Below are 12,001 nucleotides of genomic sequence, written 5' to 3' on the forward strand. Positions count from 1 at the left end.
TCATTTCGTGAGTCCGAGCAATGCGGCGGTCAGCCCGAAATCGGGACCGAAGTCCTGGATCTTGCCGGTGCGGCAGCCGTCGGAGCGCATCTGCACGCGTTCACAGAACAGCGAGAGCACCTCACCGTCGAGCACCGCCTTGTCCAGCAGGCCGTGCAAACGCAGCGCCCGGTGTTCGCGGCTGACGGCGTTGGAGAAGTTCTCGAAGAACAGCGGTGCGACGTCGACCAACTCGGTGAGGCCGCGCGCGTTGGCGCGCATCTGGGCGGTGATGGTGGTGAACCGCTGCAACGCACCTGCCAGCTGATCGGAATTCTGCCCGACCACCGAGGAGGTGTTGTTGACGAAATCGTTGAGCTGGGTCAGCACCGCCTGCAGGCCTGGTGACTGCTCGCCCATCAACTGCACCAGTTCGGTGAGCCTGCCGCTGAAATCGCGGACGGTCTGATCGTTGGTGGCGATGATCTGGGTGATCTCGTTGAGTTTGATGATGGTGTTGGCGATCTGGTCCTTGTTGGCGAAGGACACCTCGAACGCCGATGACAAGGCGTCCAGGGTGGCGCGCAGCCGGTCGCCATTGCCTTCCAGCAGCGGGAACAGGACCCGGCTCGCCATCGGGCCCTGCGCGTTATCGCCCTTGAGCGCGGCGCCGAGCTGATCGAAGTTCTCCAGAATCCGGTCCAGTTCCACCGGCACCCGGGTGCGGGCCAGCGGAATATGGGCGCCGTCGGCCAGCAACGGGCCCTCGCCGGAATACGCAGGAGCCAATTCGACGTGCCGGTTGGTAATCAGCTGCGGCGAAATGAGCGCGGCCATCGCGTTTTCGGGAACCTTGACGTCTTTGTCGATGGTCATGGTGACCTGGACGTAGCTGCCCTTGGCCGTCACCGTCTCCACCCGGCCGACGGGGACACCGAGAATCGCCACCTCATTGCCCGCGTACAGGCCGGCGACGTTCTCGAAATCGGCGCTGATGCGCAGATGTTCGCCGAGATACTGATCGGGCAGTGCGCTGATGCTCTCCGGCAGCAGCGCACAACCGGCTGCCAAGGTCGCCGCGACACACAGTGCCGCCGTGCGCACGATCGTGCGAATTCTCATGAGCTGCACCCCTGAACGGCCTGAGCGAAACACAACCAGTTGTCCGGCAGGAACCACGGCGCCCAGACATCGCCGTAGGGGCCGTTGCCGAGGGCATTGTTGAACTGGCGCAGCGCGACCGGCATGATTTCGTAGAGCCGGTCCAGGTTGTCCCGGTTCTTCTCCAAGCCCTGGGTCATGGTGTTGAGGTTCTGGATCAACGGACCGAGCTGATCGTTGTTCTCGATACCCATCTCGCGCAGCAGCGCCGACAGTGCGGCCACGTTGTCGAGCAATTGGCGCAGCAGGTTCTGCCGCAGCGCCACCGCGTTTCCGATCGCTTCACCGCGAGTCAGCAGCAACAGCACACTGTTCTGATTGTCGGCGGCCAATTGCGAGACCTGATCCAGGCCCTTCAACAGCACATCGACCTCGTCACGGCGATCGTTGATCACCTTGGCCAGCGCACCGATACTGTCGAGCGCGGTGATCGCCAGCTCCGGTGAATCGCCCATCTGCTGGTCGAACAGATCCAGCGCCGTGCGCAGCTTCTCCGGATCGATCCGCTCGATGCGTTCGAACGAGGATTTGTATTTCGGATCCTGGATCACTTTACCCAGGTTGTAGGGCACCGAGGTGTTCTCGATCGGAATCCGATTGTCCGGAAGCCCTTTACCGTCCCCTGGGGTGAGCTCGATATGCAGCCGGCCGAGAATGGTCGACATCTTGATCGCGGCGCGGGCATCCGGTCCCAGCCGCATATCGCGGCGGATCCGCACGTCGACGACCACCTTGTCGTCGACCAACCGCACCGCCCGCACCGCGCCGACCTCGATACCCGACACATCCACCGTAGCCCCCGGCCGCAGACCGGCCGCCTGCGCGAACTCCACCTGAATGGTTGTGTCCGACAGCCGCGCCTGCGAAATCACACTGGAGCCGACCAGCAGCAACACCACCGCGGCGGCAGCGCCGACCCCCAGCCACAGGAAGCGGTTCGAGGAATACTTCGGCAGTCGTATTCGTGCCATCACCGGCACACCTCCGATTGGGATTCGCCGCCGACCTGCGAGAACAGCCCCGGCGGCAGCAGCACGCCCCACAGCGACACATCCAGGCGGCAGATATAGGCATTGGCGTAGGCGCCGTAGCTGGTGAAACGGGCCAGGCCATTGAGCACATTCGGCAGCTCGATCGCCGCCTGATCCAGTGCGGCACCATTGAGCAGCAACAGCGCCACACCGCTGGTGGCCATATTCTGCGCCCGCGCGATATCCGGTGTGACCTGCGTGATCAGCCCGACCAGCGCATCGGTGGAGGTCGCCACCTGATCGACCGAACTCTTCAGCGTTTCGCCCTCTGAATACAGCGCCTCCACCAGCGACCTGGCCTGGGTGATGAGCGTTTCCAATTCCTTGCTGCGATTGGCCAGACCGGCGATCACACTGCTCAGATTGGTGATCACCTGCCCGAGGATCTCGTCGCGCTCGCCGAAGGTGGTGGCCAGCTCGGCCGCCTGGGTGATCAGCGCACTCAACGACACACCGTCGCCCTGAAGCGCCTGGATCAACGTTTCCGACAGCGAATTGACCTGATCCGGTTGCAGCACGGAAAACAGCGGCTCGAACCCCGACAGCAGCGCCGACACGTCGAACGACGGTTCGGTGCGTTCGAGCGGAATATGGCTGCCCGGTGCGAGTACCGTGCCGTCGCCTTCGCCGGGAATCAGCGCGATATAGCGCTGGCCGATCAGATTCTGATACCGCACAAGGGCTTTGGTGGTGGTGGTCAGCCGCTGCCGGTCCTGGATGCGGAATTCCAGCCGCGCCTTGTAGTCGTCGTCGAAGTCGATACTGTCGACCCGGCCCACCCGCACCCCGGCCATGCGTACGTCGTCACCGACGCGCACGCCGAGTACATCGGAGAACGTCGCCGAATAGCTGTGCGTACCGCCGGGCACCGACCGCTGCAAGGTCGACCAGATGGTGTAGGTCAGCACCATCGCCAGCACCGCGAACAGGCTGAACCCGATCAGCGCCTTACCCGACCTCATGCGTGGACCTCCACGGATCCACCGGCCAGCAGCGGCGTGAGCAGTAGCAACTGCGCGGCAGTGGGCTTACCGCCGACGATCTCGGCGACCGCCGCGTGGCCGCGCACCGTCGTCACCGGGCGAGCGCCCGATGCGGGGAGCGGGACCATGCGCTGAGGTCCGGCCGGGCCCGAGGCGGCAGCCTGGTTCGCGCTTGCCGAGGCCGATCGGCCAGTAGCAGCCGGGGCAACACCATTCGGTGCGGTGCCCGGCGTTGTCCCGCCGTTGGGCGCGGAATCAGCAGGTCCAGGCGTCGATCCTGCCGAGCCGGGCACACCGGCCGCAGGCGTCGAACCGGCAGGTCCGGGCGCACTACCCGCAGCTCCGGGCGCACTGCTCGCCGGGCCGGGCACGCCGGCAGCGGGCGCGGCACCGCCAATTCCGGGCGGGCCGGGTAACGGCGCTGTGATCCCGGGAATCGCCGGCAGTCCGGGAATGAACGGCAGGCCGGGGACGGCCGGAGCGCCGGGGTGCGCGGGCGCCGGGGCAACCCCTGGCACCGGGATCACCGCCGGGGCCGAGCCCGCCGAATCGAGTCGCCGCGGCAGCATCTGCGGTGGATACTCCTGCGGTGGCGCCACTGTCGGCACCGACGGCCCACCGCAGCGTGGGCCGGTCATCTCGCCGTAGCGCGGGCAATCCTCGGCCGTGTACTGCTGGAAGGGGGTGAACGAGACGTCCAATTTCCACACCATCTGTTTGCGTGGACCGAAACGGAACACCGACTGCATCTTTTCCAGGGTCGCGTTGAGGTTGGCCGCGGTGTACGGGATGGCGTCGGGGTCGCGGGCCAGCGAGCCGAACAGTTCGTCCAGGCCGGGCACCAATTCCTTGGCCGCGTTCGGGTTACCCGCGAACAGGCTGTTCACCGAGTCCACGGCACCACTGGCATTGGCAAGCAGGGCGATGAGCTCGTCGCGGCGCTCGGTGAGTGTGCGCGCGGTCGTCACCGATTCCGCCAGCACCCCGACCAGCTCCGGCGCCGACTGGCTCAGCGCGGTGGTGGCGCGGCCGAGATCGCCGAGCAGCTCGCCCACTCCGTCGATGGCACGCACCTGCGTGATCCAGTTGTCGAGCCGTTCGATGGTGGAGCCGGGGACGCGAGCTCCGGGATCGAGGGCCGCGGAGAAGGTCGCCAGCACCCGGCCCAGCTTTTCGGGCTGGATATTGTCCAGGACGTCGCGCAGCACCGTCAGTGTGGTCTGCAACTGGACGGTGCCCACGCTGGTGTCTTCGGCGATGGTCGAACCCGCGTGCAGCACACCCTCGGACGGGCCGTTGTCGACCAGTTCGATCGCGGTGACGCCGAACAGGTTGTTGGGAATCACTCGCGCCGTCACGTTGTCCGGGATGGTCTCGGCCACAGCGGGTTTCAGGTCAACGAACACTTCCTGGCGCTGCCCGGCCGCCACCACGTCGACCGCACTGACCGCGCCGACCACCATGCCGCGGAACTTCACGTCCGCGCGGGCAGGCAGCCCGTCGCCGGTACTGGTGAGGGTGACGGTGACCGGCACCTTGGCCTCGAAGTAGCCGGTGTAGCGCAGGGCGAGCAGGCTCAGCAGCAACACCATGGTGGCCAGCACCGCGAGCCCGGACAAGGTCAGCTGACGCGCGGTGGGCCCACGCCCACTGGGATCCAGAATCATCGCCGCTACCCCGAAATCCGGAATCCGGGGTCGATACCCCAGATCGCGAGGGTCAGGAACAGATTCGCGAACACCATCACGACGATGACCATCTTGATCGCCCGGCCCGCCGCCACACCGACGCCTTCCGGCCCGCCGGAGGCGAAATAGCCGTAGTAGCACTGGATGAACGTCGACAACATCACGAAAACGATCACCTTGAGCAGTGAGAAGAACACATCGGGACCGATGAGGAACTGAAAGAAATAGTGGTCGTAGGTGCCCGCCGAGGTGCCGCCGAGGAACAGCACCGACAGCTTCGTCGCCAGGTACGCCACGGCCAGGCCGACGCTGTAGAGCGGGACGATGGTCAGCGTCGCCGCGATCATCCTGGTGGTCACCAGGTAGGGCAGCGGCCGGATGGCGATGGACTCCAGCGCGTCGATCTCCTCGGAGATCCGCATGGAACCCAGTTGCGCGGTGAACCGGCAGCCGGCCTGGATGGCGAACGCCAGCGTGGCCAGGATCGGCGCCAGCTCGCGGGTGGTCGCGAAACCGGAGATCGCGCCGGTCAGCGGGCCCATGGTGAGCAGATTCAGCGCGGTGAACGACTCCATGCCGACGGTGATGCCGCCGAAGGCGCACAGAATGATCACCACACCGACGGTCCCGCCACCGACGATCAGCGAGCCGTTGCCGAAGCCCACGTCGGCGGTCAACCGCAGCACTTCCTTGCGGTAGTGCCGCAGCACGAACGGAATCGCGGCCACCGCCTGGAAGAAGATGATCGCCTGATGGCCGACCCTGCGGTTGGCCTGAATCGGGACCGCGGCCGCCGCGCCGGCCATCCGCACCGGCTTCAATGCGGGCGGGGTATAGGTGCTGCCCACTCAGATCACCTTCGTCGGGAACAGGGTGTTGTAGAGCTGGGTGAGAATGATGTTGGTGGCGAACAACATCAGCGCCGAACTGACCACCGCCGAATTCACCGCGTCGGCCACGCCGCCGGGCCCGCCCTTGGCGTGCAAGCCGATGTCGCAGGCGATGATCGCGGTCAGCACACCGAACACCGCGGCCTTCACCAGCGCGACGATGAGATCGTTGGCGACGGCGAAGGAGGCGAACGAACCGATGAACGAACCGGGCGTGCCCGACTGCGCGTACACGTTGAACATGTAGGCGGTGGCGAAGCCGACGAAGACGATGAACCCGCACAGCAGCATGCTCACCAGTACCGCCGCCACCAGCCGGGGCGCGACGAGCCTGCGCACCGGGTCGACGCCCATCACCATCATGGCGTCGATCTCCTCCCTGATGGTGCGCGAACCCAGATCGGCGCAGATGGCCGAGCCGACCGCGCCCGCGATCATCAGCGAGGTCACCAGCGGCGCCCCCTGCCGGATGATGCCCAAGCCGGCGACCGCACCGATGAAGGTTGTCGCGCCGACCTGATTCACCAGCGCGCCCACCTGGATCGATACCACCACCGCGATCGGGATGGCGACGAACACCGTCGGCGCCGCGGACACGTTCGCCATGAAGGCGCACTGCTTGATGAATTCGTGGAACGGGAAGCGCCGCGCGAATACGGCGCGGAAGGTTTCGATGATCGCGTCGCGGCCGAGGGTGACCTGGCGGCCAAGCGCTTCCAGCGAGCGCTGGGGATGGCGTTTCCACAGGCCTCTGGCGTCGGCGAGCGCTCGCTCCAGATCCGTGGGCGGGGCGGGTTTTTCGGCAGTAGTCATCGGTTCTGCGTTCCCATCGCCGCGACATCACCGCTGAGCTGATGTTCGAGTGCCACGAGCCCGTACCCCACCACCGCGACCCCGGCGGCCACGGTACTCAGCACCGCCAGCCACAGCCCGAATCGCAGAATCGGGTTCACCTTCATCCGCCCACCGAGAATCTTGATGCCCATCACCACGAGGTCGATGAGCCACACCAGGATCATCATCAGCTCATGCACACATTCGCGAAGGTGAGCACCGGCCAGCACACGATCGAGCCGAGAAACGAGACCACGACGTCGATTCCGTGCATATCGCGGAGATGATCGGTGTGCGCCAGCGTCCAGATGACGCCGATCAGTCCGTATGGAATGCCGAGGATGATGAGAGTCCCGAGAAATTCGGAGACCTTCATCTCATAGCTGAATATTCGATCCAGCTTCTTGAGCATCGCCCTTGTCCTTTCCTGCCGGCCGACCCCGTCCGGCGCACGATCCCCGCCGCCGCGCGCAGGCGGCGCGCGTCGTGCGTGTCCGGCGCGCCTCCCAACCGGTCCGGCTGGATCGGTATGTTACGCACCATTCTGTTCGGTGTGGAAGTGATTCGACAAGATTCCATCGAACTCTGGCGAGGTTGACCCGACCAGCCAGGCACGATGCCGATCCCGCATGTGCATAAGTTATCGACTGTTCGCTAGCCAAAGCAGCCTTGCCCGGAAGAATCGCGAGTAACATAATGGGCGCAGTGGCACGACGGAGAGCCGCACTCGGCCGCTCCGGCGCACCGGCGAGAGAACGGAAATATGCCCATGACCGCAGTCGCGCAATCCTTCGAGCAGCATGGTCTGCCACCGCTGACCACCGAGCAGACCCGCATCCCCATCCGCAGCCACCACCGGCCGTTCACCAAACGACCGCTGGCGCTGACCGACGCCCTGGATTTCTGGAGCTTCGGCGGCGCCGCCGCCAATGTCGTGATGCAGATGGCGCGACCCGGCGTCGGCTACGGTGTCGCGGAGAGCCGCGTGGAATCCGGTGCGCTCATGGTGCATCCGTGGAAGCGGGCGCGGACCACCACGCAATACCTGGCCGTATCCATCCTCGGCACCCAGGAGGAGAAGGACGCGTTCCGCGAGGCCGTGAATGTGGCCCATCGCCAGGTGCGGTCGGGGCCCGACAGCTCGGTGAAGTACAACGCCTTCGACCGGCATCTGCAACTGTGGGTGGCCGCGTGCCTGTTCATCGGATTCGAAGACACCTACCAGCTGCTCAACGGCAAGATGACCGACGAGCAGGCCGAGCAGTTCTATCAGACCTCATCGCCGCTGGCGACCGGTCTGCAGGTGCCGCGGGAGATGTGGCCGGCCACCCGCAAGGATTTCGACGCGTACTGGAACGAGATGGCGCGCCAGGCCGTGCTCGACGATTTCGTGCGCGGCTACTTGGATGATCTGCTGAATCTGCGGATGATCCACTGGTATCTGCGGATCCCGTTCCGTGGTCTGCTGAAGTTCTTGACCATCGGATTCCTCGCGCCCTACTTCCGCGAGCAGTTGCGGGTGGAGTGGACCGCGGCCGATCAACGGCGCTTCGACAACCTTTTCCTGTTCGTCGGTTTCGTCAACCGATTCATTCCGCGGTTCCTGCGATTCGGCGGTTCGCATGCGCTGATGGTGGATCTGCGCCGACGGATGCGGAAGCAGAAGAGTTTGATCTGAGACGCACCCGGATCCGGCGGCGCAGCGTGGGGCCGCCGGATCCGGGTGATCGACCGCTGCCCCGGACCGCTAGCGGCCGGGGCAGCTGGTGTGTTCACCGGCGGACGTAGATGCCCACCAGGTCCTTGAGCGCGCGGTTCTCGCCGTGCAGTTCCTCGAGCGCGATACGCAGGCGGCGCACCTCGTTGGCCAGGTCGTCGGCGCTGCGGTGGCCGAATTCCGGGTCGGCGACCGGCGTCACCGTCGAGGCCGGGGGCGCGGTCACCGCGACCAGCTCGGCGGCGCGCTGCTCGGTGGCCGGGGCCGGCTGCTCGGCGGCGGGTGCCGGCTCGGTGGCGGGTGCCTCGGCCACCGCGGTGAGTTCCTCGACAACCGGGGTGGGCTCAGGCCCGGCGACCAGCGTCGCGGCGGCGGCCGGTGCGGCCTGAAGACGCGCGGCCGCCTTCTTCGCCGGGGACGAGCCGTTGGTCGACGCGGCCCGCTTGCGAGCGGTGGCGGCCCGAGCCTTCTGCGCCTTCTTCACCACACGCTTGCGCGGCGCGGGGGCGGCTTCGGCCGGGGCGGGCTCTTCGGCCGCCGCCGCACCGTTGGCCGAGGCGGCGGCCTTGACCCAGTTGGTGAGGGCGCCCACCGACGGCCAGCCCACCTTCTGCACCACTTCCTCGCACGCCGCGTTCAACGACTTACCCTCGGCGCGGAGCTTTTCCACCTTCTTGACTGCCCTGGCTTTTTCCGCATCGGTGAATCTCTTGGCCATTGTCGCCGCTCCTGCTATCCAGATCATGGTCATGTCACCCGGTATCGAACACAGATGACAGCACAGCCAGTGCCGTGCGAAACATAACGGATATACCCGATTCCATGCCAATCAAGACAATCTCTGGAACTGCGGGTGGAATTCTCCAGGAGCCGGACGGCGGTGTGATCGGCGCGGCGGTAGGCACGTTAATCGTTGTGCTGGAACGGTTTCGATATCAGCGCCCGGGTGAAGTGTGATCATCGGCGGCGATACCGAAACCGTCAGCAGCGCTATCTCCTACTGTGCCGCTAGGCCGGCGTCACCGACACGGGAACACCATTGAACACCGCATTACCGGAGGGACGGTCGACCACCGTGTCATCGGTGAGCACATTGGTGTTCACACCGGCATGCTCGCGCGCCACCCGTTGACCGCCAACGGTGTGGCCCCAGCCGTGCGGCAGGCTCACCACGCCGGGCATGATCGCCTCGGTCGGTTCCAGATCCACGGTGAGTTCGCCCGCCGCCGATTTCACCACCGCGTGCTCGCCGAGGCCGAGCCGGTCGACGTCATCGGGGTGGATGTGCAGCGTGCAGCGGTTCGTGCCGCTCACCAGGCGCGGCATATTGTGCATCCAGCTGTTGTTGGAGCGCAGGTGGCGGCGGCCGATCAACACCATCTCCGGTGCGGCGGCGGCCAATCCGGTGCGCAGGCGGTCGACATCGGCGAGCAGCTGCGGCGGTGCGAGTTCGACGCGACGGGACTCGGTGCGCAGTACCTCGGGCAGCCGCGGCTGGAGCGGGCCGAGATCGACGCCGTGCGGGTTGTCCAGCAAGGTCGCCAGGGTGAGGGTGCCGCCGCTCCACGCGCCGTACGGGCCCAGGCGCAGCATCATGTCGATGCGCTGCTCGGTAGTGTTCACACCGATCAATTCGCTGCGACGGTCGGCCAGACCGGCCTTGTGCAAGGTGCCCGCGATGACGAATTCGTCGAAGGCGGTGAGGGCGTCGCGGCCGTCCGCGCCCCGGTGATCACCGCCGGTGACCGCAGCGGCCAGGCGGGCGATGACCGCGGCCTCCGACGGCCGCTCGCCCAGCGGCACCAGCGGCCGCGAGTAGCGCGCGTAATTGCGGACCGCGAATTGCAGCAGCGCGAAATCGTAATGCGGTGATTGCAGCGGACGCGGCGGCGGCAAGATCACATCGGCATGACGGGTGGTCTCGTTCAGATAGCAGTCCACGCTCACCATGAACTCGAGTTCGGCGAACGCGGAATCCAGGCGCGCGCCATTGGGTGCCGACAGCACCGGATTTCCGGCGACCGTGATCAAGGCCCGCACCTGGCCCTCGCCCGGCGTGGTGATCTCGTCGGCCAAGGTGGCGACCGGGAATTCGCCCATCGCCTCGGGCAGTTCACGGACCCGGCTGGTCCAGCGGCCCAATCGGAATGCTTTGGTGCGCACGATGCCCAGCGCCGCGGCCGAGGCGAACATGACCCCGCCCGGTGCGTCCAGATTTCCGGTGAGGGTATTGATCACATCGACCAGCCATTGGGTGACCGTGCCGAATTCGGTGGTGCAGGTGCCGATCCGGGCATACACCGCGGCGGTGGGCGCCTCGGCCAGTTCACGGGCCAGCCGGACAATCGTGTCCGCGGGCACGCCGGTGCGGCGGGCGACCACATCCGGTGCGAAATCGGCGGCGGCCGCGCGCACCTCGTCGAGCCCGTGCACCGGCGTCCGCAGGTCGACGAGGTTCTCCGCGAACAGCGTGTGCACGATCCCGAACAGCAGATACGCGTCGCTGCCCGGCCGGACGAACAGGTGCTCGTCGGCCAGGTCGGCGGTGCGGGTGCGGCGTGGATCCACCACGACCAGCCGCCCGCCGCGCGCCCGCAGCGCCTTCAGCCGGCCCGGGAAGTCCGGTGCGGTGCACAGCGAGCCGTTGGATTCCATCGGGTTCGCACCGAGCATCAGCAGGTAATCGGTGCGGTCCAGATCGGGCACCGGGATGGCGAGCGGATCGCCGAACATCAGCCCGCAGGAGACCTGCTTGGGCATCTGATCGGCGGTACTGGCCGAATACAGGTTCTTGGTGCCGAGCCCGCGGATCAAGGCCGGGACGTACAGCGCGCCGGCCACGCTGTGCGCGTTCGGGTTGCCCAGGTACAGCGCGGCCGACTGCTTGCCGTACTCCGCCGTCACCGCCGGGAACCGTTCGGCGATGAGGTCGAACGCATCGTCCCAGGAGACGGCGCGCCAGCTTCCGGTGGCGCGGTCGCGGACCATCGGCTCGGTCAGCCGGTCCGGATCGCCGTCGAGGGTGCCGAGGCTGGCGCCCTTCGGGCAGAGGAAGCCCTGGCTGAACGGGTCCTGCCGGTCGCCGCGGACCGAGAGCACCCGGTCGTCGCGGTCGAGGGTCAGCTCGAGGCCGCAGACCGCCTCACACAGCGGACAGGTGCGAAGACCAGTCCGGGTGAGGTCGGCGGGCCGGTCGGTGGATTCGGTGGACGCGCGCGTTGCCATACCTCATCGTCGCGCGGGCTGACGGTCGATGAGAAGGATTCGGTCTAATTTTCTCGCGCGTAGTGGGTGGCTCGCCGCGGGCGGCTACCAGGGTTGCCGCGGTGCGAGGCCGGGCTCACCGTCGACCCGCAGCCGGGCCACCGCGAACCCGCAGCCGAGCTCACCGCTGCCCCGCGGCGGGCTCACCGTCGGCTGCCGTACCGCGACGGGCAGCCGACGGCGTGATGGGCCAATCGTCGGTGAATTCAGTTCGCTTCGACCGCCATGGCCCGGACCAGCGATTTCGGGCGCATATCGAGCCAGTGCGCTTCGACGTAGTCCAGGCACGCCTTGCGGGTGGTGGGGCCGTGGGCGATGGTCCAGCCGCCGGGGACGGTGGCGAAGGTGGGCCACATGGAGTGTTCGCCTTCGTCGTTGATGAGGACGTAGAAGCGGGCGTTGTCGTCGTCGAACGGGTTGGTCACGGTTGTGCCTTTCGGTAGTGCGGCAGGGG

General features: G+C 66.6%; 12 protein-coding genes. 1 reads left to right on the forward strand and 11 read right to left on the reverse strand.

What is annotated here, in order from left to right:
• From RJ05_RS22005 to RJ05_RS22040, 8 genes are read right to left on the reverse strand one after another with little or no spacing between them, the layout of a single operon-like run.
• Window positions 1-1,101, reverse strand: coding sequence for an MCE family protein (locus RJ05_RS22005; RefSeq protein WP_036540183.1), 1,101 nt, complete (start codon window positions 1,099-1,101; stop codon window positions 1-3).
• Window positions 1,098-2,111 carry an MCE family protein gene (locus tag RJ05_RS22010; RefSeq protein ID WP_036540216.1) on the reverse strand — a complete coding sequence of 338 codons (1,014 nt, stop codon included), beginning with the start codon at window positions 2,109-2,111 and terminating at the stop codon, window positions 1,098-1,100. Before RJ05_RS22010 ends, RJ05_RS22005 begins: the two co-directional genes overlap by 4 nt.
• Window positions 2,111-3,133: an MCE family protein gene (locus RJ05_RS22015; protein ID WP_036540184.1), complete on the reverse strand. Its 1,023-nt coding sequence runs from the start codon at window positions 3,131-3,133 to the stop codon at window positions 2,111-2,113. The genes RJ05_RS22010 and RJ05_RS22015 overlap by 1 nt, the downstream gene beginning before the upstream one ends.
• On the reverse strand, window positions 3,130-4,821 hold the full coding sequence (locus RJ05_RS22020; protein WP_036540187.1) for an MCE family protein: 1,692 nt from the start codon (window positions 4,819-4,821) through the stop codon (window positions 3,130-3,132). The genes RJ05_RS22015 and RJ05_RS22020 overlap by 4 nt, the downstream gene beginning before the upstream one ends.
• Before the next feature lie 5 nt (window positions 4,822-4,826).
• Window positions 4,827-5,690 carry an ABC transporter permease gene (locus tag RJ05_RS22025; protein ID WP_036540190.1) on the reverse strand — a complete coding sequence of 288 codons (864 nt, stop codon included), beginning with the start codon at window positions 5,688-5,690 and terminating at the stop codon, window positions 4,827-4,829.
• Window positions 5,691-6,545 (reverse strand): MlaE family ABC transporter permease, encoded by an 855-nt coding sequence (locus RJ05_RS22030; protein ID WP_036540193.1) that lies wholly within the window; start codon window positions 6,543-6,545, stop codon window positions 5,691-5,693.
• Window positions 6,542-6,751 (reverse strand): hypothetical protein, encoded by a 210-nt coding sequence (locus RJ05_RS22035; RefSeq protein ID WP_255220951.1) that lies wholly within the window; start codon window positions 6,749-6,751, stop codon window positions 6,542-6,544. The genes RJ05_RS22030 and RJ05_RS22035 overlap by 4 nt, the downstream gene beginning before the upstream one ends.
• 2 nt (window positions 6,752-6,753) lie before the next feature.
• Window positions 6,754-6,978 carry a hypothetical protein gene (locus RJ05_RS22040; protein ID WP_036540196.1) on the reverse strand — a complete coding sequence of 75 codons (225 nt, stop codon included), beginning with the start codon at window positions 6,976-6,978 and terminating at the stop codon, window positions 6,754-6,756.
• A 357-nt stretch (window positions 6,979-7,335) separates the two neighbouring features.
• Between RJ05_RS22040 and RJ05_RS22045 the strand changes: the two genes are divergently transcribed.
• Window positions 7,336-8,244, forward strand: a complete 909-nt coding sequence (locus RJ05_RS22045; RefSeq protein WP_051016805.1) for an oxygenase MpaB family protein — start codon at window positions 7,336-7,338, stop codon at window positions 8,242-8,244.
• A gap of 94 nt (window positions 8,245-8,338) precedes the next feature.
• Here RJ05_RS22045 and RJ05_RS29505 read toward each other — a convergent pair whose 3' ends face one another.
• The 3 genes from RJ05_RS29505 to RJ05_RS22060 form a co-directional block, all read right to left on the reverse strand.
• Window positions 8,339-9,001, reverse strand: coding sequence for a hypothetical protein (locus RJ05_RS29505; protein ID WP_138445627.1), 663 nt, complete (start codon window positions 8,999-9,001; stop codon window positions 8,339-8,341).
• Between the two features lie 290 nt (window positions 9,002-9,291).
• A complete protein-coding gene (locus tag RJ05_RS22055) occupies window positions 9,292-11,508 on the reverse strand; it encodes a molybdopterin oxidoreductase family protein (protein ID WP_051016807.1) in 2,217 nt (738 codons plus the stop codon).
• Between the two features lie 245 nt (window positions 11,509-11,753).
• Window positions 11,754-11,972, reverse strand: coding sequence for an MbtH family protein (locus RJ05_RS22060; RefSeq protein WP_014353044.1), 219 nt, complete (start codon window positions 11,970-11,972; stop codon window positions 11,754-11,756).
• Window positions 11,973-12,001: the final 29 nt, after the last annotated feature.

Origin of the sequence: Nocardia cyriacigeorgica NBRC 100375, assembly GCF_000308555.1 — a bacterium.
GTDB lineage: Bacteria > Actinomycetota > Actinomycetes > Mycobacteriales > Mycobacteriaceae > Nocardia > Nocardia cyriacigeorgica.

Excerpts from the sequence above, each read along its gene's own strand:
- RJ05_RS22005 (WP_036540183.1), bottom strand. The coding sequence starts at position 1,101 with ATGAGAATTCGCACGATCGTGCGCACGGCGGCACTGTGTGTCGCGGCG.
- RJ05_RS22010 (WP_036540216.1), bottom strand. The coding sequence starts at position 2,111 with ATGGCACGAATACGACTGCCGAAGTATTCCTCGAACCGCTTCCTGTGG.
- RJ05_RS22015 (WP_036540184.1), bottom strand. The coding sequence starts at position 3,133 with ATGAGGTCGGGTAAGGCGCTGATCGGGTTCAGCCTGTTCGCGGTGCTG.
- RJ05_RS22020 (WP_036540187.1), bottom strand. The coding sequence starts at position 4,821 with ATGATTCTGGATCCCAGTGGGCGTGGGCCCACCGCGCGTCAGCTGACC.
- RJ05_RS22030 (WP_036540193.1), bottom strand. The coding sequence starts at position 6,545 with ATGACTACTGCCGAAAAACCCGCCCCGCCCACGGATCTGGAGCGAGCG.
- RJ05_RS22035 (WP_255220951.1), bottom strand. The coding sequence starts at position 6,751 with ATGATCCTGGTGTGGCTCATCGACCTCGTGGTGATGGGCATCAAGATT.
- RJ05_RS22040 (WP_036540196.1), bottom strand. The coding sequence starts at position 6,978 with ATGCTCAAGAAGCTGGATCGAATATTCAGCTATGAGATGAAGGTCTCC.
- RJ05_RS22045 (WP_051016805.1), top strand. The coding sequence starts at position 7,336 with ATGACCGCAGTCGCGCAATCCTTCGAGCAGCATGGTCTGCCACCGCTG.
- RJ05_RS29505 (WP_138445627.1), bottom strand. The coding sequence starts at position 9,001 with ATGGCCAAGAGATTCACCGATGCGGAAAAAGCCAGGGCAGTCAAGAAG.
- RJ05_RS22055 (WP_051016807.1), bottom strand. The coding sequence starts at position 11,508 with ATGGCAACGCGCGCGTCCACCGAATCCACCGACCGGCCCGCCGACCTC.